The sequence below is a fragment of the Pseudomonas sp. TE4620 genome, from assembly GCF_056279045.1.
Window position 1 is genome coordinate 5,823,619 of record NZ_JBWBQO010000001.1, and the last position, 18,640, is coordinate 5,842,258.

The following is an 18,640-nucleotide window of genomic DNA, read 5'->3' on the forward strand; positions in this document are numbered from 1 at the left end:
GCAGCAGTGCAAAGGAGTGTAGACAAGATAATGGCCAGTCGCCTGCATGGCGACTGGCGGGTGGGGTTCAGCGTGGTGGGTAGTTGCCCATCAGCTTGGCGACGGTGTTCTGGATTGCCGAGTTGCGCTCTTGCGGGCTTGGCGGGTAGTTGTTCATGATCTGCTCGGCACTGCCGCGCCACACCAGCTTGCCGTCGCGGGCGTCGAACAGGTCGACCTGGATGGTTGCCACCTTGTAGTCGACGCTGCGGGTTTCGTTGTACATCGGCCCACCCCAGTAGCCGCCCCAGTAGCCACCCCAGGCGCCGCCATAATTGGTCGTGACTTGTTGCTGGCGGTTCTCGACGATCAGGTAGGACTGCACCTTGAGGTCCGGGCGGCTGTTGCCCTGGGCCGGGCGCAGGCCACGCTGGTCAAGCTGGCCGGCCACCGCCTGGCGGATGCGTTGTTCGGTGAGGTCGCTCTTGATCCGCGGGTCATCCGGGCGGTATTGCAGCCCCGGCTCCTGCCAGGCCCAGCTGCGGTAAGCGGCGAAGTCGCGGCTGGCGTCGAAATCCTGGGTGACATTGTTGCTCTGGCAGGCGCCGAGCAGCAGCGCGAGCGAGAGTAAAGCGAGACGGCGCAACATGATGGTTCTCCGATTACCTTTAACTGGGAGGATAGCTGGCCAGGGCCTTTTGCACCGATTCGCGCACCGCGTCCGCGCGCTTGCCCTGGGAGTCCTGGCTGGCGGTCTCGGCGCTGGCGCTCCAGACTGGCTGGCCGTCGCGGGCGTCATACAGCTCGACGTGCACCACCATCACTTCGACCTCGTATGTGCGCACCAGCGGCACGCTGGCGTAGGCCCCGTAGCCATTGTGATAGCGGCCAAAACTGCCGTAGCCGCCGTAACCACCATAGGGGTAGTTGTCGTAGGGGTAGTAGTCTTCGCGCACCTGGCGCAGGCGCCGTTCCAGGCGCAGGTCGGCGCTCACCAGCAGGTCGCCTGCCTGGCCATTGCGCGCCGGGCGCAGGCCGCGCTGGTCGAGGGCGTTGCTGACCGCATCGGCCAGCTGTGCAGGCTCTGCATAGGTGCTGCCCGCCGGCAACTGGCCGTTGAGCCAGGCCCAGCTGCGGTAGCGGGCGTAGTCGCGCGGCGCGGCCGGGTAGGCGCTGGCATCGAAGGTCGTGGCGGCCTGTGCGGGGGCCGGGGGCAACGGGCGGGAGCTGGCCACATACGGGTTGCTGCCCTGGCAGGCGGCCAAGGCCAGGCACAGCAGGCCCAGGGTCAAACGGTACGGCATGTCACCCTCCCGGTGGGTGCGCTTCAGCGCGGTCGGCAGATCCAGTGCAGGTAGCGGCCCAGGCCGGCGAAGGCCGGGTGACGACGATGCGCCAGTTCCATTTCCAGCAGGTCGAGCAGCTCGGCCTTGGCCTGGAAATCGCGGGGCATGTAGTCGTGGAAAACCCTCACGCCACTTTCACTTTCGACCTGCCACAAGCCTTCAAGTTGCGCCTTGAGCGTGCGTGGATCAAGTGGTTTTTGCGGGGTCAGGCTCTGCTTTTCACCGGCCAGCTCGTTGCTGCGCAACTTGCGGAAATGGCCCTTGAGCAGGTTGCGGTACACCAGCGCGTCGCGGTTGTAGAACGCCAACGACAGCAGGCCATCGGTGCGGGTCAATTGATGCAGCACTGGCAGGATGGCCTCAGGTTCGGCCAGCCATTCCAGTACCGCGTGGCACAGCACCAGGTCATAGGGCTCGGTCAACTGGCCGAGCAGGTCCTGCCACGGTGCCTGGATGAAGGTGGCTTGCTGGCCGGCTTCGGCAAAGCGCTCTCGGGCGCCGTCGAGCATCGGCGCGGCGGGTTCGGCCAGAGTCACCTGGTGCCCGCGCTGGGCCAGCCATAGCGACATATGACCCAGGCCCGCGCCGATATCCAGTACCCGCAGCGGGCGATCAGGGAGCGCTTCGGCGAGGTCCGCCTGGAGTACTGCCAGGCGGATCGCGCCTTTGGCACCGCCATAGATTTTTTCGGCAAAACGGGTCGCCAGCTCATCGAAGTGACGGTCGTTCATTTGGCAAAACGCCTTTCGCTGTCGGCCAGTTTGCTTCTGACCACCTGCTCCATGTCCAGGCCCAGCTCGCTGCACAGCAGCAACAGGTAGAGGACGATATCGCCGACTTCCTGGCCGGCGTGTTCCAGCTGCTCGGGCGGTAACTGGCGCGACTGGTCTTCAGTCAGCCACTGGAATATTTCCACCAGCTCGGCCATCTCGACGCTGGCGGCCATGGCCAGGTTCTTCGGGCTGTGAAAGCCGCGCCAGTCGTTGTTGTCGCGGATGCGGTGCAGGCGTTCGGTCAGTTCTTGCAAATTCATCGGGGCTCTCCTCAAGCGGCATAGCTTCAGGCGGGCGCCGTCGCAACGCAAGAGGGCGCTGTCAGCTCAGTGGCCGCCAGGCGCCGCGCATGTGCACCAGCTCGCCATGGCCGTCGAGCTGCAACTGGCCCTCGGCCGCGGCCGGGCTGGCATTGAGGATCACCTCGCTGGGCAGGCGCACCGGTTTAACGAAGCCCACCCCTATCTCATAGCCACTGACCGGCAGGTGCCCGCGCAAGGCGGCCAGGGCCATGGCCTTGCTCCACATGCCATGGGCAATGGCGGTAGGAAAGCCGAATAGCCTGGCGCTGGCGGCACTGAGGTGGATCGGGTTGTAGTCGCCGCAGACCTTGGCGTAACGCCGGCCGATATCGCTGTCGGCGTACCAGCGGGTCAGTTCGCTCAAGGGCAGGGTTTCGGGCTCGTCTACCGCAGGCGCGTCGCCGCTCAGTTTCAGCCCTCGGCAGAGCATGCGGCTGGTTTCGGACCAGATCAGGCCGAGGCCGTCTTCGGCTTCGGTGATCAGGTCGCAGGTGGCGCCTTTTTCATGGGGCTGCAGGTTCTCTACATGCACGCTAAAACGCAGGCGACTGATGCCGCCCAGCGGGCGCAGCACACGAATGCTGTTGTGCAGGTGCACCAGCCCCAGCAGCGGCAAGGGAAAGTCCTTTGCGGTCAGCAACTGCATCTGCAGGGCGAAGGCCATGACATGCGGGAAGGTCGGCGGCAGGCGCCCGTCGTCGCTGAAATGGCAGAGTTTGCGGTAAGCCTCAAGCTGCTGCGGGTCGACGCTCAAGTGGCAGCGCAAGCCAGTGCCGGGCAGGCGGTCGCCGCTGATCTTGCGCTTGCGCGCGGCGCGCAGGTACAGCCCGGAAAGCGCCGCCGTGCTGCCCAACTCGATCCATGTGCGGCTCATGTTCAGGCCCCCATCACGGCTTGGCCGCAAACCCGCAGCACCTGGCCATTGACCGCGCCGCTGCCCGGTTGCGCCAGCCACGCCACCGCTTCGGCGACATCCTCGGGCAGACCGCCCTGGCCCAGCGAACTCATGCGTCGCCCCGCTTCGCGCAGGGCGAAGGGAATTGCCGCGGTCATGCGTGTTTCGATAAACCCGGGGGCCACGGCGTTGATGCTGGCGCCGCGCTCGGCCAGCTTCGGTGCCCAGGCCTGGGCCAGGCCGATCAGCCCGGCTTTGCTGGCGGCGTAATTGGCCTGGCCACGGTTGCCGGCGATGCCGCTGATTGAAGCGAGCAGCACGATACGTGCGTTGTCGTGCAGGGCGCCGCTGTCGAACAGCGCCTGGGTCAGCAGTTGCGGAGCCTTGAGGTTGACCGCCAGCACTGAGTCCCAGAATTCCGGGGTCATGTTGGCCAGGGTCTTGTCGCGGGTAATGCCGGCGTTGTGCACGACGATGTCGATGCCGTCGGGCAGTCCTTCAAGCAACTGTGCCGCGGCGTCGGCAGCGCAGATGTCCAGGGCCAGGCTACGCCCGCCCAGGCGCGCGGCCAGGGCCTCAAGGTCGGCCTTGGCCGGCGGTACATCGAGCAGGATCACTTCGGCGCCATCGCGGGCCAGGGTTTCGGCAATCGCCGCACCGATGCCACGGGCGGCGCCGGTGATCAGCGCCTTGCGCCCGGCCAGCGGCCGGCTCCAGTCCTGGACCGCTGTGCCGCAGGCCTCCAGGCGCAGGACCTGGCCAGAGATGAACGCGCTTTTGGGCGAAAGAAAGAATCGCAGGGCGCCTTCGAGTTGATCTTCGGCCGCTTCGTTCACATACAACAGTTGCAGGGTGCCGCCGGCGCGCAGTTCCTTGGCCAGCGAGCGGCTGAAGCCTTCGAGGGCACGCTGGGCAACCTGCGCCAGCGGGTCATCGAGTTGTTCCGGGGCGCGGCCGAGAATGACGATATGGGCGCTGGGCGCCAGGCTGCGCAGCAGCGGCTGGAAGAATTCGCGCAATTGCTTGAGCTGGTCGATATCGTCCAGTTCGCTGGCATCGAACACCACCGCCTTGAGCTTGGGCCCCAAGCCTGCCACCCATTCGCTGGCCTCAAGGTCGGGGCTGGCAAAGCTGTACAACTCATCGGTCAGGCGCTTGGCGAAGGTTTCGACGGTCTTTGCCAGCGACCCGCCACCGAGCAGCAGGGCGCCCTCGATCGGCCGCAGGCGGCCGGCTTGCCAACGTTCCAGGCGCGCCGGGCTGGGCAGGCCGACGGCACCTACCAGACGGCGGCCAAGGTCGGAGTTGGCGAAGTCGATATAGCGGTCGCTCATGTGCGGTTCTCCCTGAAATAGCTTCAAAGTGTGGACCATGATTGGCCATTGGTCGTTCGACTGGGCAAAAAACACCTACGCTGTAGCGGACCGTTTCGTAAAAGAGGATGTTACGTATGCGCTCATTGCGCCGGGTCGCGATCATTGGCGGCAATCGAATTCCGTTCTCCCGCTCCAACGGCCCTTATGCCAAGGCCAGCAACCAGGCAATGTTCACCGCTGCCCTCGAAGGGCTGATCGAGCGCTACAGCCTGCATGGCCTGCGTTTGGGCGAGGTGGTGGGCGGCGCGGTGCTCAAGCATTCGCGTGACATGAACATCAGCCGCGAAAGCGTGCTCGGCTCGCGGCTATCGCCGCAGACCCCGGCCTACGACGTGCAACTGGCCTGTGGCACGGGGCTGGAAACGGCGCTGCTGGTGGCCAACAAGATTGCCCTGGGGCAGATTGACAGCGCCATTGCCGGTGGCGTCGACACCACCTCCGATGCACCGATTGCGGTCAATGAAGGGCTGCGCCAGATACTGCTGCAAGCCAACCGCGCGCGCAGCACCGCCGACAAGCTCAAGGCCTTCTTGCACCTGCGCCCCGGGCATCTGAAGCCCGAGTTACCGCGCAATGGCGAAGCGCGCACGGGCCTGTCCATGGGCCAGCACTGCGAGCTGATGGCGCAGACCTGGCACATTCCCCGCCAGGATCAGGACGAACTGGCCCTGCGCAGCCACCACAACCTGGCCGCGTCGTTTGCCGAAGGCTGGCACGACGACCTGCTGACCCCATTCCTGGGCCTGACCCGCGACAACAACCTGCGCCCGGACCTGACCCTGGAGAAACTCGCCAGCCTCAAGCCGGTGTTCGAGCGCAGCGACAAGGGCACGCTGACACCCGGCAACGCCACACCGCTGACCGACGGCGCCTCGGTGGTGCTGCTGGGCAGTGAAGACTGGGCCCGCGAGCGCGGCTTGCCGGTGCTGGCCTATCTGGTCGATGGCGAAACCGCCGCAGTGGATTTCGTCAAAGGCCATGAAGGGCTGCTGATGGCCCCGGCCTATGCCGTGCCCCGCTTGCTGGCGCGCAACGGCCTGAGCCTGCAGGATTTCGACTACTACGAAATCCACGAAGCCTTTGCCGCGCAGGTGCTGTGCACCCTCAAGGCCTGGGAAGACCCCGAGTACTGCAAGACCCGTCTGGGCCTGGATGCCGCACTGGGCTCAATCGACCGCAGCAAGCTCAACGTCAAGGGCAGTTCGCTGGCTGCCGGGCATCCCTTCGCCGCCACCGGCGGGCGCATTCTGGCCAACATGGCCAAGCTGCTGGCCAATGCCGGCAAGGGCCGTGGCCTGATCTCGATCTGCGCCGCCGGCGGTCAGGGGGTAACGGCGATCATCGAGCGTTGACCAGCGCCGCCGGGCTGGCTTGCCGGGCCGGGCGACTGGCGTAGTGCTCGGCCATGATCGAGCAGACGATCAGCTGCAACGGGTGGTAGATCATGATCGGCAACAGGATCAGCCCCAGCCCCGGGTGCCCGGCGAAAATCAGCGCGGCCATCGGTGCGCCAGCAGCGAGGGATTTTTTGCTGGCACAGAACACCGCCGCAATCTCGTCCGCCGGGCTGAAGTTCAGGGCCCGCGCGGTGCGGGTGGTCAGCAGCAGAATCAACCCCAGCAGCACGGCGCTGCCCACCAGGGCCATGGCGATTACCGAGGCGCCTTGCTGCTGCCACATGCCCGAAACCATCGAGTTGCAGAACGCCGCATACACCAGCAGCAGGATCACCAGCTTGTCCATGACATTGGTGTAGCGCTTGTGCCGGGCGAAAAAGCGCCCGAACCAGGGCCGCAGCAACTGGCCGAGCAGCAGCGGCAGCAACAGGAGTGCGCACAGGTCGAGCAGGGTTGCGCCCAGATCAATGCCGTCGCTGCCGCTGCCGAGCACCAGGCTCACCAGCCAGGGGGTGAGGAAGATGCCCAGCACGCTGGACAGGCTGGCATTGAGGATCGCCGCCGGCACGTTGCCGCCGGCACTGCCGGTCAGTGCTACCGACGAGGAAATGGTTGAGGGCAGGGCACACAGATAGAAGAAACCCAGCATCAGCAGCGCCGGCAACTGGCTGCCGAGCACTTTATTGCCCAGCCACCACAGCAGCGGGAAGACCAGGAAGGTACAGCCCTGGACCATCAGGTGCAGGCGCCAGTTCTTCAGGCCGTGGCGGATCTGTTCACTGGACAGGTTGATGCCGTGCAGGAAGAACACCAGGAACACGCCGATATTGATCACCACCTCGGCATGCAGCGCTCCGCCGCTACGGCCGAACTGCGGGAACAGCCAGGCGAGGAAGGTGGCGAGGAACATGCCGCAGAGGAACCAGTCGGTTACTACGCGTTTGAGGTGTTTGAGCGCTTGCATAGGCGGGCCTGCGAATCATTTTGTATTCATCGAGCCCAGAGGCTACGCTCGGCAAGTGCTTACCGTCTTGCGACATAAGGCCAACTGATGCCGAGTAACGGACAAAAACTCAACGCTCGGGCGATTCCCCAATTGGAGCGCTTGCCCCGGCCCCTGTATGCCCGCGCCGAAAGCCTCGGTGCCGGCTCGTGGACGCCACGCCACCGGCATGACTGGGTGCAGTTCTCGTATGCGATCAGCGGCGTGCTCGGGGTCTATACCGCTGACGGCAGCTACTTTGCCCCACCGCAGTGGGGGGTATGGATTCCGGCCGGAGTCGAGCATGAGGTGCTGACCTCGATGCAGGCCGAGATGCGCAGCCTGTATGTTCGCCGCGAAGAAGCCAGCTGGGCCCCGGGGCAGTGCCGGGTGCTGGAGGTGACACCGCTGGCCCGCGAGCTGATCAAGCAGTTCTGCCTGTTGCCGGTGGACTATGCCGAGGGCGACAGCGCCGAGGCACGGCTGGTCGCGGTGTTGCTCGACCAGTTGCGGGCGCTGCCGGAGGTGGGCTTTTCGCTGCCGTTGCCGCAGCACCCGCGCTTGCTCGAGCTGTGTAACGAACTGCTCGAACAGCCCGAGCAGGGCCAGACGCTCGCGCAGTGGGCGCAGCGCCTGAACACCTCGGAAAAAACCCTGACGCGCCTGTTCCAGCGCGAAACCGGCCTGAGCTTTCGCGGCTGGCGCCAGCGCATGCGCCTGTTGTCATCGCTGACTGCGCTGGAGGCCGGGCAGAGCGTCACCGAAGCCGCGCTGGGCTGCGGTTACGACTCCACTTCGGCCTACATCGCCGCCTTCAAGGGCCTGTTCGGCTTTACCCCGGGCGAGCTGCGCCTGTAGCCCTCAGGTGCGAAAGCGCCGTACCAGCGCATCCAGCTCGTTGGACAAGCCGGCCAGGCTCTGCGAGTCCTGGCGCGCCGAATTGGCCAGCTCCGCCACCAGCTGTGCATCACCATGGATCTGGCTGATATGGCGGTTGATGTCCTCAGCCACCTGGTGCTGCTCTTCGGCGGCGGTGGCGATCTGCGTGTTCATGTCGCGGATGATGTCCACCGACTCGCGGATCTGCCCGAAGCTGTTGCGCGCCTGGCCGATACGGCTGACCGACTGTTGCGACACTTCCAGGCTGGCGTGCATCTGCTGGGCCACTTCACTGGTGCGGTTGGCCAGGTTGCCGAGCAGGTGGTCGATCTCTGCCGTGGAGTCGGCGGTGCGCTTGGCCAGCGCCCGCACTTCGTCGGCGACCACGGCAAAGCCGCGGCCCTGTTCACCGGCGCGCGCAGCTTCGATGGCGGCGTTAAGGGCCAGCAGGTTGGTTTGCTCGGCAATCGAGCGGATGGTGCCGAGGATCGACTGAATGGCATTGCTGTCGCGCTCCAGTTGCTGCATCGACTGCGCCGACTGTTCGATCTCCTGACTCAGGCGATCAACGCTTTGCACTGCCGCGTCGATCTGCTGTTGGCCTTCGCGGGCCTGCTGCTGGCCGCTGTCGGCGGAATCGGCGGCCTGGCTGCAGGAGCGGGCGACTTCGTTGGCGGTGGCGACCATTTCGTGGAAGGCGGTCGAGACCATGTCCACTGCTTCGCGCTGGCGCCCGGCGGCTTCGGCCATGTCATGGGAAACCTGGGTCGAGCTGCTGGAGGTGGCGAGGATTTTGTTCGCCGCCTGGCCGATGCTCTGGATCAGGTTGCGGATCGCGGCCAGGAACTGGTTGAACCAGTTGGCCAGTTGCGCGGTTTCGTCGCGCCCGCGCACCTCCAGGCTGCGGGTCAGGTCGCCTTCACCCTGGGCGATGCCTTCCAGGCCGCTGGTGACGCTGTGGATCGGGCGCACGATGAGCTTGGCAAAAGTCGCACCGACCAGGGCGAACACCGCCGCCAGCACGATGGCGATAGCGGCGACCAGCCAGGTCAGCTGGGTGGCGGTGTGCATCACTTCGTCATGGCGGATCAGGCCGATGAAATTCCAGCCCAGTTGCTCCGAAGGCCAGATGTTGGCCATGTAGCGTTCGCCGTCCAGCTCGACTTCGACCAGGCCCTTGCCGGCCTTGGCCAATTGCGCGTAACCCTCGCCGAGGCTGCCCAGCTGCTTGAAGTTGTGCCCCGGATCGCGTGGGTCGACCAGCACGTTGCCGTTGTCTTCGAGCAGCATCAGGTAGCCGCTTTCACCGAGCTTGATCTGCTTGACGATCTCGGTCAGCTGCTTGAGCGAGACGTCGATATTGACCACGCCGCCGGGGTTGCCGAGCTGGTTGGCCACGGCGCGCACGGTGCTCACCAGCACGGCGTCATCGCCGGCCCAGTAATAGGCGTCGGTGCGCAGGGTCTTGCCCGGGGTGGCCATGGCCGCCTGGTACCAGGGGCGTTGGCGCGGGTCGTAGTTGGCCATTTTCGCATCGCCCGGCCAGAACGCGTAACCGCCATCGCTCAGACCGTAGGACACGTAGGAGTAGGCCGGATGACTGGCGGCGAGGCTGGCAAAGAAGTCGTAGAGTTTCTTGTCATGCTCGCCCAGGGCGATTTGCGCGGCATCGGCGCCCAGGTACTTTTTCACCTCGCCGCCGGTAGCGCTGACCAGTGGCTGGGTGGCCAGGTAGTCGACGTTCTGGCTGATGCCTTCGAAGAACAGTTGCATGGCGTTGGCCACCTGGCGGATCTCGCGGCTGCTGCCGTCGACGAAGCCTTCGCGGGCTTCACTGCGCAGGTTGAGGACCACCAGGGTGGCGACCAGAATCACCGGCAAGCCGGCGATTACGGCGAAGGCCCAGGTCAGTTTTTGTTTTATGTTCATCCGCGCTCCAGAATTTTTCTTGTAAACGTACGAGGCTGCTGCAGACTACATCGGCCGTGTGCTCTGGAAATAAAGTGTTACTTGGGGGAAATCCCCCGTGTTTATTGGTAATTGCCGAATTTTGTGACCGTTTGGTCGCCTTCGGGCAGAAAAAGAATGGCAAGTCAGGCTGATTGCCGTTACAACGCAGTGCGGTCTTGCTTCAGCGACAAGCAGGTTGCAGAACCTGTGACCTATAACAATCCCGTGTTTGGCCAGACAGGACCCCCGACAGAAACCGATGAAGACTCCAAAACGCATTGAACCGCTGGTTGAAGATGGACTGGTCGACGAAGTACTACGACCGCTGATGAGTGGCAAGGAGGCTGCGGTGTATGTGGTCCGCTGCGGTCGGGAGCTACGGTGCGCCAAGGTCTACAAAGAAGCCAACAAGCGCAGTTTCCGCCAGGCCGCCGAGTACCAGGAAGGCCGCAAGGTACGCAACAGCCGCCAGGCCCGGGCCATGGCCAAGGGCTCCAAGTTCGGCCGCAAAGAGGCAGAAGACGCCTGGCAGAACGCCGAAGTGGCGGCGCTGTTCCGCCTGGCCAATGCCGGTGTGCGGGTACCCAAGCCGTATGATTTTCTTGATGGCGTGCTGCTCATGGAGCTGGTCGCCGATGAACATGGCGACGCCGCGCCACGCCTGAACGACGTACACCTGGAGCCTGAACAGGCCCGCGAATACCACGCCTTCGTGATTCGCCAGATCGTGCTGATGCTTTGCACCGGCCTGGTCCATGGTGACCTTTCGGAGTTCAACGTGCTGCTCGGGCCAGACGGCCCGGTGATCATCGACCTGCCGCAAGCGGTCGACGCTGCTGGCAACAACCACGCGTTCAGCATGCTCGAGCGCGATGTCGGCAACATGGCCGCCTACTTCGGCCGTTTTGCCCCGGAGCTCAAGCAGACGCGCTATGCCCGTGAAATGTGGGCCCTGTACCAGGCCGGCAAGCTGTTGCCGGAAAGCCCGTTGACCGGGGTGTTCGCCGATGACGAGCACAGTGCCGACGTTGACGGTGTCATGCGCGAGATCGACGCGGCGCGCATCGATGAAGCCCGCCGGCGTGCGGCCAAGGCCGACGCCGAGCGGGGTACGGTCAAGGACGAAGAACCGGCGCCGCCCTGGCTCCAGTAAACGCGTCAGTGACAGCAACTGCCGCCGGCTGCCAGGTCCTTGAGGATCGGGCAGTCCGGGCGGTCGTCGCCCTGGCAGTGGGCAACCAGTTCGCTCAAGGTGTCACGCAAGCTCACCAGTTCCTCGATGCGCCGGTTGAGGTCGTCGATGTGCTGGCTGGCCAGGGCCTTGACGTCGGCGCTGGCGCGCTGGCGGTCCTGCCACAGGGTCAGCAGGCGGGCGACTTCTTCTAATGAAAACCCCAGGTCCCGCGAGCGCTTGATGAATGCCAGTTGGTGCAGGTCTTCCTGCTGGTACAGGCGATAGCCGCTGTCGCTGCGCAGGGCCGGCTTGAGCAGGCCGATCGACTCGTAGTAGCGGATCATCTTCGCGCTCAGGCCCGAGCGGCGGGCGGCTTGGCCGATATTCATTGGGCATCGTCCTCAGGCGGGGTGGTCGGCTTCCAGGTTTTCAGCAATAGCGCGTTACTCACCACGCTGACGCTCGACAGCGCCATGGCGGCGCCGGCGAGCACCGGGTTGAGCATGCCGAAGGCGGCCAGGGGAATGCCGATCAGGTTGTAGATGAACGCCCAGAACAGGTTCTGGCGGATCTTGGCGTACGTCTTGCGGCTGATCTCCAGGGCCGCCGGTACCAGGCGCGGGTCACCGCGCATCAGGGTGATGCCTGCCGCCTGCATGGCCACGTCGGTGCCGCCGCCCATGGCGATGCCGATGTCCGCAGCGGCCAGGGCCGGGGCGTCGTTGATACCGTCGCCGACCATGGCCACCACCCCGGACTGCTTGAGCGTGGCAACCGTGGCGGCCTTGTCGGCAGGCAGGACCTCGGCATACACGTCAGTGATGCCTAAGGCTTCGCCGACCACCTTGGCACTGCCGCGGTTGTCGCCGGTCAGCAGGTGGCTGCTGATGCCTTGCCCGGCCAATTGGCGAACCGCTTGCCCGGCGCCAGGCTTGAGGCTGTCGCCGAAGGCGAACAGGCCCAGCACCTGCGGCTGCGGGCTGCGTTCGAGCAGCCACGACAGGGTCCGGCCTTCGGCTTCCCAGGCCAGGGCATCGACGGCCAGCTCACCAGGCTGCAAGCCGCTTTCATCCAGCAGGCGGCGGTTGCCCAGGGCCAGCTCGCGACCGTCGAGGCTACCGGCGATACCCCGGCCGGTCAGCGACTGGCTGTTGCTGATATCAGCGACCCGCAGGCCTTGCTCTTCACAGGCATCGAGCACCGCCTTGGCCAGCGGGTGCTCGCTGCCGCGCTGCAGGGCGCCGGCCAGTTGCAGCAGCTGTGCCTGGTCACCGACCAGCGCACGGCTGTGGACGATGCGCGGGCTGCCGGAAGTCAGGGTGCCGGTCTTGTCGAACACCACGCGATTCACTGCATGGGCGCGTTCCAGAGCTTCGGCGTCCTTGATCAGGATGCCGTGGCGGGCCGCGACGCCGGTGCCGGCCATGATTGCCGTCGGTGTGGCCAGGCCCAAGGCGCACGGGCAGGCAATTACCAGCACGGCGACGGCGTTGATCAGCGCGGTTTCAATCGGCGCGCCGCTCAGCCACCAGCCCACCAGGGTAATCAGCGCCAGCACCAGCACGGCGGGGACGAACACCTGGCTGACCCGGTCGACCAGTTTCTGGATCGGTGCTTTGGCCGCCTGGGCGTCTTCGACCAGGCGAATGATGCGTGCCAGCACGGTTTCCGTGCCCAGCGCCAGGGTGCGGACCAGCAGGCGGCCTTCGCCGTTGATCGCGCCACCGGTGACCTTGTCGCCCGGTTGCTTCGGTACCGGCAGGCTTTCGCCGCTGATCAGTGCTTCGTCGGCGTGGCTCTGGCCCTCGACGACTTCACCATCGACCGGAAAGCGCTCGCCGGGCTTGACCAGCACCAGGTCATGCAGGCGCAGCTCGCTGATGGCGACATCGCGTTCCTGGCCGTCGACCAGCAACAGCGCGCGCTCCGGGCGCAGGGCCTCCAGGGCGCGGATGGCACTGGCGGTCTGGCGCTTAGCGCGGCTTTCCAGGTACTTGCCCAGCAGAATCAGGGCAATCACCACCGCCGATGCTTCAAAGTACAGGTGCGGCATGACCCCGGCGCTGGCTGTGGCCCATTCGTAGAGACTCAGGCCGTAACCGGCGCTGGTGCCGATGGCCACCAGCAGGTCCATATTGCCGGCCCCGGCGCGCACGGCTTTCCAGGCCGCGACATAAAAACGCGCACCGAGGATGAACTGCACCGGGGTGGCCAGCACGAACTGCGCCCAGGCCGGCAGCATCCAGTGGATGCCGAAGGGTTGCAGGACCATTGGCAGCACCAGCGGCAGGGCCAGCAGCACCGCCAGGGCCACCGACCAGCGCTCCTTGCGCAGGCGGCGTTCGGCGTCGGCCTGGTTGACCTTGGCGCTCTGCGGCAGGCTGGCGCTGTAGCCGGCCTGGCTGACGGCATCGATCAGCACGTTGCTGTCGACCTGGCCCAGCAGCTGCAGGTGGGCGCGTTCGTTGGCCAGGTTGACGGTGACTTGCTGCACGCCCGCGACCTTGGCCAGGGCGCGCTCGACGCGCCCGGCGCAGGAGGCGCAGGTCATGCCGCCGATCTGCAGCTCGAGGGTTTGCGCGGGCACGCTGTAGCCGGCTTGTTCGACGGCTTCGACCAGCGCCGGCAAGCTGTCGGCCGGGGCCTGGATGCGGGCCTGTTCGGTGGCCAGGTTGACACTGACCTGTTCGGCACCGACGACCTTGCGCAGGGCGCGCTCGACCCGGCCAGCACAGCTGGCGCAGGTCATGCCGGCAATCGGCAGGTCGAACGTGGTAGATGCGGACATGGGGCACTCCTCCTTGGACAGGCCTCAAGCATCAACCTTGCCATGCGGGGAAGGTCAATAGCCCAGGCCGGCCCTGATCAGCTTGAGGCCATTCTGGTCCACGGCGATGCGGTATTTATTGATCTCGCCGGCCTTAAGCGTGAGCTTCTGGTTGCGCTGGTTCTCCAGGCCGTTCTGGCAGCCCGGCATCTGTGCCGGCAGCAGGCGCAGGCGCACCGCGACCTTGCCCGGCGGCAGGTTGAACGAGGTCGACTGTTCCTGGAACAGCCGCGCCGAAAGCTGGTCATTAAGGTACACGCCGATCTCGCACGAGGTCGCCACTTCCAGGCGCTCGCGGGAAATGGTCAGAATGCTGTAGTCGGCGTTGCCCTCGGCACTGGCCGCGGGCACCAGGCCCATTACTCCCAGCAGGCCGAAAAGGCCCAAAGCTGCCCTGCGCATGAATTCAAACTCCTGCAAATCGATTCTCAGGCTTGCAGCTTGGCGGAGCGGCGCGCTGATTTCCAGCCCGGCAGGCAATCCTCGCACTTGACCTTGCCCCGATGGCAAGCTTGAAACTGCGCTCAAACCCCACAGGAGGCTGTTGCAATGCAAGTATTCACTGTTCAAGGAATGACCTGCGGCCATTGCGCCAAAGCTATCACGCGTGCCGTTCGCGAGCATGATGATGAGGCTGTGGTCGAGATCGATCTGGCGCGCAAGCAGGTTAAAGTGCAGAGCGATTTACCGGCAGACAATATTCTCAAGGCAATTCGTGCCGAGGGCTACGGCGCCGAGCCAGCCTGACCGCCGACGCCCGCGCGGTGGCTAAAAGATTCATCGCGCAGGCGTAACTCTGTCAGCGAAACCCCGGCAGGGCGGTTAGACTAGCGGACTTGCTTAGCCTGCTACGGATTTCCGATGAACCTGCGAACCATCCTGATTCTCGGCGCCTTGAGTGCGTTCGGGCCCCTGGCGATCGACTTCTACCTGCCCGGTTTCCCGGCCATGGCACTGGCCTTTGGCACCGACGAGAAGCACATCCAGACCACCCTCGCGGCATACTTCCTTGGCCTGTCGCTGGGCCAACTGGCTTATGGGCCGGTGGCCGACCGCTTTGGCCGGCGCATTCCGCTGCTGGTCGGGGTGACCCTGTTCACCCTGGCGTCGCTGGCCTGCGCTTTCGCCCCGAGCCTTGATGCATTGATTCTGGCGCGTTTCGTCCAGGCCCTCGGCGGTTGCGCCGGGATGGTGCTGTCGCGGGCAATCGTCAGCGACAAGTGCGATGCGGTGGGATCGGCCAAGGTCTTCTCGCAGCTGATGTTGGTCATGGGCCTGGCGCCGATCCTGGCGCCCATGCTCGGCGGCCTGATGGTCAACCTGTACGGCTGGCAGTCGATCTTCATTGCCCTGACCCTGTTCAGTGCCCTGTGCACTTTGGCCGTGGCCCTGGGCCTGCCGGAAAGCCTGCCGGCCAACCAGCCACGCCCGCCGTTGTCCGGTTCGCTGCGCCAGTACGGCCGGCTGTTCAAGGACCGTATCTTCCTCGGCCACGCCTTGACCGGCGGTATCGCCATCGCTGGCATGTTTGCCTACATCGCCGGCTCGCCGTTCGTCTTCATCAAGCTCTATGGGGTGCCGGCCGAGCACTATGGCTGGCTGTTCGGCAGTAACGCAGCGGGGTTCATTCTGGTGGCGCAGGTCAACGCACGGCTGCTGGCCAAGCGTGGCCCGGCCTTCTTGCTGGCCCGGGCGGTGTGGGTTTACCTGGCGGCGGGCCTGACCTTGCTGGGCATCAGCGCCCTGCACCCGGCAGCGCTGTGGCCATTGCTGATTCCGTTGTTCATTTGTATCGCCAGCCTCGGCTGCATCATCCCCAATGCCTCGGCCTGCGCCATGAGCGGGCAGGGCGCCCGTGCCGGCAGCGCTTCAGCCCTGCTCGGTTGCCTGCAGTTCAGTGTGGCGGCCGCGGCGGCGGCGCTGGTGGGGGTGCTGCACGACGGCACGGCGGTGCCGATGGCCATCGTCATCAGCCTGTGTGGCCTGGCGGTGGTGAGCGTGGCAATGCTCACCCGCAGGCTGAACCTCAGCCGCTCCGTTTGAGTGGGTGGGGTGCCTGGAGGCGGGTTTGCAGGGTGTTGACGAAGGCGCGGGCCTCGGCCTCGCTGCGAAAGCTGACCACGTGCTGGTCGAGCTGGACCTGCCAGGGGCAGCCGGGCTTTTTTGCTGATGCACTGACCTGGATATTCATATCTGCATACCTGAGGTTGGCGTTGGCTGATGCATTGTAGCGCCGGCCACGGGCAGCGGAATGACCTGGATCAGTTGTCGGACTGACGGTCGCGCCCACCCCGTAAACGAGGTGGGCGCGCCTTTTCAGAAGCCTTCGAGGACGATCTTGCCCTTGGCCGCACCGCTTTCCAGCAGGGCATGGGCGCGGCGCAGGTTGGCGGCATTGATGGTACCGAAGTGTTCGCCGAGGGTGGTTTTCAGCGTGCCGCTGTCGATCAGTTCGGCCACCCGGTTGAGCAGCTTGTGCTGTTCGAGCATGTCGGCGGTTTCGAACAGCGAGCGGGTGTACATGAACTCCCAGTGCAGCGACAGGCTCTTGCGCTTGAGTTTGGTCACGTCCAGCTGTTTGGGATCATCGATCAGCGCCAGTTTGCCTTGCGGTGCCAGGGCTTCGACCAGTTGATCAAGGTGCTGGTCGGTCTGGGTCAGGCTGGCCACGTGGGTGACCTGCTCGATACCCTGGGCCTTGAGTGCGGCGGCCAGCGGCTGGCTGTGATCGACGACGTTATCGGCACCTAGCTCACGGACCCAGTCCTGGGTTTGCGGGCGCGAGGCGCTGCCAATCACGCTGAGGCCGGTGAGTTTGCTGGCCAGTTGCGTGAGGATCGAGCCGACCCCGCCGGCGGCACCGACGATCAACAGGCTCTGGCCCAGGTCCTGCTGGCCTTCAGCGATTTGCAGGCGTTCGAACAGCAGCTCCCAGGCCGTGATGGCGGTCAACGGCAGCGCCGCCGCTTCGGCAAAGCCGAGGGTTTTCGGCATGTGGCCGACGATGCGCTCATCCACCACGTGCAGCTCGCTGTTGCCGCCGGCACGGGCGATGGAGCCTGCGTAGTAGACCTTGTCACCCGGCTGGAACAGGCTGACCTCGCTGCCCACCGCCTTGACCACCCCGGCCACGTCCCAGCCCAGCACCTTGGCGGCGCCAGCCTCTGGCTGCACGTTCTGGCGCACCTTGGTATCCACCGGGTTCACCGAGATCGCCCGCACCTCCACCAGCAAGTCGCGTGGGCCAGGCTCCGGGGCTGGCAGTTCGATGTCCTGCAGGGCTGCTGCATCGCTGATGGGCAGGGAGCGATAGTAGGCAATGGCTTTCATGGAGATTCCTCGGTGGGGTGGTCAATGCGGGCCATGATTGGTGCTTTCACTTGCGGTTAAAAGCCGCTAAAACTACAGATACTTTCAATATTATTTTGATAATGGCGGGTGTGTTGGGTGCGTATCGATGATCTGCAGTTGTTCGTTCGTGCCGCCGAACTGGGCAGCCTGTCGGCGGCGGCGCGCCTGCTCGACTTGTCACCGGCGGTGGCCAGCGCCTCGCTCAAGCGTCTGGAGCAGCAATTGGGCGTGCGCCTGCTGGCGCGTTCGACCCGCAACCTGCGGTTGACCGCCGAGGGCGAGGGATTTTTGCAGCATGCCCGTTCCGCCCTGGCGAGCCTGGAGGAGGGCCGGCGAATCCTGGCCCATGGGCAGGATCAAGTCAGCGGTACCTTGCTGTTGTCGGCACCGTCCGATTTTGGTCGCAACGTACTGTTGCCGTGGCTCGATGAACTGCAGCACGAACATCCGCAACTGAACCTGCGCCTGTTGCTGGGCGACCGCAATGCCGACCTGTTTCGCCAGCCGGCCGATATCGCCCTGCGCTATGGCGCCCCGGAAGACTCAAGCCTGGTGGCCTTGCCAGTGTGCGCGGACAACCGTCGGGTGCTGTGTGCCTCACCCGCCTACCTGGCCCGGTACGGCGCGCCGATGGAAGTCGCGCATCTGGCCCAGCACAATTGCCTGCTGTACCAGCTTGGCAACCGCGTGCATGACCATTGGCGCTTTGGCGAGGGCGCCAATGAGGTGGGCGTGAGCGTCAGCGGCGATCGCTTTTGTGACGATGCCGATGTGGTTCGGCGCTGGGCGCTGGCGGGTGTCGGCATCGCTTACAAGTCCTGGCTGGATGTGGCCTATGACGTGCAGGCCGGGCGCTTGAGGTTACTGTTGCCTCACGTGCATGGTGAAGCCGCGCCGTTGAACCTGATGTGCACGCACCGGGCGCAACTGGGCAAGCCGGTGCAGTTGTTGCGAAATATGCTTCGAGCTCGTTGTCAGGCATTGTTTGAGAAGTTGCCTGGCATTACAGGCTAAAGTAATTTGAATTTCCCACATTCCTACGTGGTTAGCAGGTAGCATTTGTGAGTTACAGTAAAATTTATTGTAGGTTTTATCTGGCGATATAACGTCAAGAATAATCCGCCAGTTGCGGGCAAGATATGTAACGTGGGGCTTGGGCTGCAGATGTGCAAACGTCTCTGCAGAGCCTTTGAAGACGGCCCCTGCCAAGGTTGCCCATACCATGGAGATCCGCCGGATTAAGTTCGCGCAACGCGGCTTATAATGGATCCAGCAGTCATTTCCAGCGAGAGATACTTCCATGTCCAGGGCGGCAACTGACGCCTCTCACACGACGTTCTGATAACTTCCACTTCCTGCTTTTCTGGCATCGGACACCTCGCAGTAAATGCTGCCGACATGGTTAATCA

General features: G+C 64.7%; 19 protein-coding genes and 1 pseudogene. 6 read left to right on the plus strand and 14 right to left on the minus strand.

All coding sequences use genetic code 11. The features are described 5' to 3' along the window. Positions 1 to 67 precede the first annotated feature (67 nt). From ACZ9A3_RS26975 to ACZ9A3_RS27000, 6 genes are all read right to left on the minus strand, one after another. Positions 68 to 628 carry a DUF4136 domain-containing protein gene (locus ACZ9A3_RS26975; protein ID WP_093376454.1) on the minus strand — a complete coding sequence of 187 codons (561 nt, stop codon included), beginning with the start codon at positions 626 to 628 and terminating at the stop codon, positions 68 to 70. 19 nt (positions 629 to 647) lie between these two features. Beyond that, positions 648 to 1,283, minus strand: coding sequence for a DUF4136 domain-containing protein (locus ACZ9A3_RS26980; RefSeq protein WP_045197059.1), 636 nt, complete (start codon positions 1,281 to 1,283; stop codon positions 648 to 650). A gap of 23 nt (positions 1,284 to 1,306) precedes the next feature. Beyond that, the gene (locus ACZ9A3_RS26985) at positions 1,307 to 2,056 is read right to left on the minus strand and encodes a methyltransferase domain-containing protein (RefSeq protein WP_093376449.1); all 750 of its coding nucleotides are present in this window, start codon (positions 2,054 to 2,056) and stop codon (positions 1,307 to 1,309) included. Further along, entirely contained in the window at positions 2,053 to 2,358 is a 306-nt protein-coding gene (locus tag ACZ9A3_RS26990; protein ID WP_045197063.1) for a MazG-like family protein, read from the minus strand. Before ACZ9A3_RS26990 ends, ACZ9A3_RS26985 begins: the two co-directional genes overlap by 4 nt. Positions 2,359 to 2,419: 61 nt before the next feature. Beyond that, on the minus strand, positions 2,420 to 3,274 hold the full coding sequence (locus ACZ9A3_RS26995) for a MaoC family dehydratase (protein ID WP_476253299.1): 855 nt from the start codon (positions 3,272 to 3,274) through the stop codon (positions 2,420 to 2,422). Positions 3,275 to 3,276: 2 nt separating this feature from the next. Next, positions 3,277 to 4,629, minus strand: coding sequence for a 3-oxoacyl-ACP reductase (locus ACZ9A3_RS27000; protein WP_476253300.1), 1,353 nt, complete (start codon positions 4,627 to 4,629; stop codon positions 3,277 to 3,279). 116 nt (positions 4,630 to 4,745) lie between these two features. Here ACZ9A3_RS27000 and ACZ9A3_RS27005 point away from each other — a divergent pair, with 116 nt between their 5' ends. Continuing rightward, entirely contained in the window at positions 4,746 to 6,023 is a 1,278-nt protein-coding gene (locus tag ACZ9A3_RS27005) for an acetyl-CoA C-acetyltransferase (protein WP_093376436.1), read from the plus strand. On the opposite strand, the gene ACZ9A3_RS27010 is transcribed toward ACZ9A3_RS27005, so the two are convergent. After that, positions 6,010 to 7,032, minus strand: coding sequence for a bile acid:sodium symporter family protein (locus ACZ9A3_RS27010; protein WP_476253301.1), 1,023 nt, complete (start codon positions 7,030 to 7,032; stop codon positions 6,010 to 6,012). The two genes, ACZ9A3_RS27005 and ACZ9A3_RS27010, sit on opposite strands and share 14 nt — an antisense overlap. Before the next feature lie 87 nt (positions 7,033 to 7,119). On the opposite strand from ACZ9A3_RS27010, the gene ACZ9A3_RS27015 reads away from it, so the two are divergent. Beyond that, entirely contained in the window at positions 7,120 to 7,908 is a 789-nt protein-coding gene (locus ACZ9A3_RS27015; RefSeq protein ID WP_213602537.1) for an AraC family transcriptional regulator, read from the plus strand. A 3-nt stretch (positions 7,909 to 7,911) separates the two neighbouring features. On the opposite strand, the gene ACZ9A3_RS27020 is transcribed toward ACZ9A3_RS27015, so the two are convergent. Together ACZ9A3_RS27020 and ACZ9A3_RS27025 are read right to left on the minus strand one after the other, a co-directional pair. Continuing rightward, the gene (locus tag ACZ9A3_RS27020) at positions 7,912 to 8,679 is read right to left on the minus strand and encodes a methyl-accepting chemotaxis protein (protein WP_404944413.1); all 768 of its coding nucleotides are present in this window, start codon (positions 8,677 to 8,679) and stop codon (positions 7,912 to 7,914) included. Between the two features lie 90 nt (positions 8,680 to 8,769). After that, a pseudogene (locus ACZ9A3_RS27025) lies at positions 8,770 to 9,858 on the minus strand (HAMP domain-containing protein); the annotation flags it as partial. Positions 9,859 to 10,138: 280 nt separating this feature from the next. On the opposite strand from ACZ9A3_RS27025, the gene ACZ9A3_RS27030 reads away from it, so the two are divergent. Beyond that, complete coding sequence (locus ACZ9A3_RS27030) at positions 10,139 to 11,032, plus strand: PA4780 family RIO1-like protein kinase (RefSeq protein WP_045197075.1); 894 nt, start codon at positions 10,139 to 10,141, stop codon at positions 11,030 to 11,032. Positions 11,033 to 11,037: 5 nt separating this feature from the next. Here the strand turns inward: ACZ9A3_RS27030 and cueR are convergent, their stop codons facing one another. From cueR to ACZ9A3_RS27045, 3 genes are read right to left on the minus strand one after another with little or no spacing between them, the layout of a single operon-like run. Beyond that, the gene (gene cueR, locus ACZ9A3_RS27035) at positions 11,038 to 11,442 is read right to left on the minus strand and encodes a Cu(I)-responsive transcriptional regulator (protein ID WP_010221738.1); all 405 of its coding nucleotides are present in this window, start codon (positions 11,440 to 11,442) and stop codon (positions 11,038 to 11,040) included. Beyond that, positions 11,439 to 13,841 (minus strand): heavy metal translocating P-type ATPase, encoded by a 2,403-nt coding sequence (locus tag ACZ9A3_RS27040; protein WP_476253302.1) that lies wholly within the window; start codon positions 13,839 to 13,841, stop codon positions 11,439 to 11,441. The genes cueR and ACZ9A3_RS27040 overlap by 4 nt, the downstream gene beginning before the upstream one ends. Positions 13,842 to 13,895: 54 nt before the next feature. Then, positions 13,896 to 14,282 carry a hypothetical protein gene (locus ACZ9A3_RS27045; RefSeq protein ID WP_045197115.1) on the minus strand — a complete coding sequence of 129 codons (387 nt, stop codon included), beginning with the start codon at positions 14,280 to 14,282 and terminating at the stop codon, positions 13,896 to 13,898. Positions 14,283 to 14,429: 147 nt separating this feature from the next. Between ACZ9A3_RS27045 and ACZ9A3_RS27050 the strand changes: the two genes are divergently transcribed. Both ACZ9A3_RS27050 and ACZ9A3_RS27055 read left to right on the plus strand, forming a co-directional pair. Then, the gene (locus ACZ9A3_RS27050) at positions 14,430 to 14,627 is read left to right on the plus strand and encodes a heavy-metal-associated domain-containing protein (RefSeq protein ID WP_045197079.1); all 198 of its coding nucleotides are present in this window, start codon (positions 14,430 to 14,432) and stop codon (positions 14,625 to 14,627) included. A 114-nt stretch (positions 14,628 to 14,741) separates the two neighbouring features. Next, on the plus strand, positions 14,742 to 15,923 hold the full coding sequence (locus ACZ9A3_RS27055; RefSeq protein ID WP_123565040.1) for a multidrug effflux MFS transporter: 1,182 nt from the start codon (positions 14,742 to 14,744) through the stop codon (positions 15,921 to 15,923). Here the strand turns inward: ACZ9A3_RS27055 and ACZ9A3_RS27060 are convergent. Both ACZ9A3_RS27060 and ACZ9A3_RS27065 read right to left on the minus strand, forming a co-directional pair. Then, a complete protein-coding gene (locus ACZ9A3_RS27060) occupies positions 15,907 to 16,071 on the minus strand; it encodes a hypothetical protein (RefSeq protein WP_176794194.1) in 165 nt (54 codons plus the stop codon). The two genes, ACZ9A3_RS27055 and ACZ9A3_RS27060, sit on opposite strands and share 17 nt — an antisense overlap. A 125-nt stretch (positions 16,072 to 16,196) precedes the next feature. Then, complete coding sequence (locus tag ACZ9A3_RS27065) at positions 16,197 to 17,210, minus strand: zinc-binding alcohol dehydrogenase family protein (RefSeq protein WP_476253303.1); 1,014 nt, start codon at positions 17,208 to 17,210, stop codon at positions 16,197 to 16,199. A 117-nt stretch (positions 17,211 to 17,327) separates the two neighbouring features. On the opposite strand from ACZ9A3_RS27065, the gene ACZ9A3_RS27070 reads away from it, so the two are divergent. Further along, positions 17,328 to 18,245, plus strand: a complete 918-nt coding sequence (locus ACZ9A3_RS27070; RefSeq protein WP_045197085.1) for a LysR family transcriptional regulator — start codon at positions 17,328 to 17,330, stop codon at positions 18,243 to 18,245. The last annotated feature ends 395 nt before the right edge of the window (positions 18,246 to 18,640 follow it).

Bases quoted from the DNA above. Each gene is read 5' to 3' on its own strand.
- ACZ9A3_RS26975 (WP_093376454.1), bottom strand. From the start codon at position 628: ATGTTGCGCCGTCTCGCTTTACTCTCGCTCGCGCTGCTGCTCGGCGCC.
- ACZ9A3_RS26980 (WP_045197059.1), bottom strand. From the start codon at position 1,283: ATGCCGTACCGTTTGACCCTGGGCCTGCTGTGCCTGGCCTTGGCCGCC.
- ACZ9A3_RS26985 (WP_093376449.1), bottom strand. From the start codon at position 2,056: ATGAACGACCGTCACTTCGATGAGCTGGCGACCCGTTTTGCCGAAAAA.
- ACZ9A3_RS26990 (WP_045197063.1), bottom strand. From the start codon at position 2,358: ATGAATTTGCAAGAACTGACCGAACGCCTGCACCGCATCCGCGACAAC.
- ACZ9A3_RS26995 (WP_476253299.1), bottom strand. From the start codon at position 3,274: ATGAGCCGCACATGGATCGAGTTGGGCAGCACGGCGGCGCTTTCCGGG.
- ACZ9A3_RS27000 (WP_476253300.1), bottom strand. From the start codon at position 4,629: ATGAGCGACCGCTATATCGACTTCGCCAACTCCGACCTTGGCCGCCGT.
- ACZ9A3_RS27005 (WP_093376436.1), top strand. From the start codon at position 4,746: ATGCGCTCATTGCGCCGGGTCGCGATCATTGGCGGCAATCGAATTCCG.
- ACZ9A3_RS27010 (WP_476253301.1), bottom strand. From the start codon at position 7,032: ATGCAAGCGCTCAAACACCTCAAACGCGTAGTAACCGACTGGTTCCTC.
- ACZ9A3_RS27015 (WP_213602537.1), top strand. From the start codon at position 7,120: ATGCCGAGTAACGGACAAAAACTCAACGCTCGGGCGATTCCCCAATTG.
- ACZ9A3_RS27020 (WP_404944413.1), bottom strand. From the start codon at position 8,679: ATGGCCGAAGCCGCCGGGCGCCAGCGCGAAGCAGTGGACATGGTCTCG.
- ACZ9A3_RS27030 (WP_045197075.1), top strand. From the start codon at position 10,139: ATGAAGACTCCAAAACGCATTGAACCGCTGGTTGAAGATGGACTGGTC.
- cueR (WP_010221738.1), bottom strand. From the start codon at position 11,442: ATGAATATCGGCCAAGCCGCCCGCCGCTCGGGCCTGAGCGCGAAGATG.
- ACZ9A3_RS27040 (WP_476253302.1), bottom strand. From the start codon at position 13,841: ATGTCCGCATCTACCACGTTCGACCTGCCGATTGCCGGCATGACCTGC.
- ACZ9A3_RS27045 (WP_045197115.1), bottom strand. From the start codon at position 14,282: ATGCGCAGGGCAGCTTTGGGCCTTTTCGGCCTGCTGGGAGTAATGGGC.
- ACZ9A3_RS27050 (WP_045197079.1), top strand. From the start codon at position 14,430: ATGCAAGTATTCACTGTTCAAGGAATGACCTGCGGCCATTGCGCCAAA.
- ACZ9A3_RS27055 (WP_123565040.1), top strand. From the start codon at position 14,742: ATGAACCTGCGAACCATCCTGATTCTCGGCGCCTTGAGTGCGTTCGGG.
- ACZ9A3_RS27060 (WP_176794194.1), bottom strand. From the start codon at position 16,071: ATGAATATCCAGGTCAGTGCATCAGCAAAAAAGCCCGGCTGCCCCTGG.
- ACZ9A3_RS27065 (WP_476253303.1), bottom strand. From the start codon at position 17,210: ATGAAAGCCATTGCCTACTATCGCTCCCTGCCCATCAGCGATGCAGCA.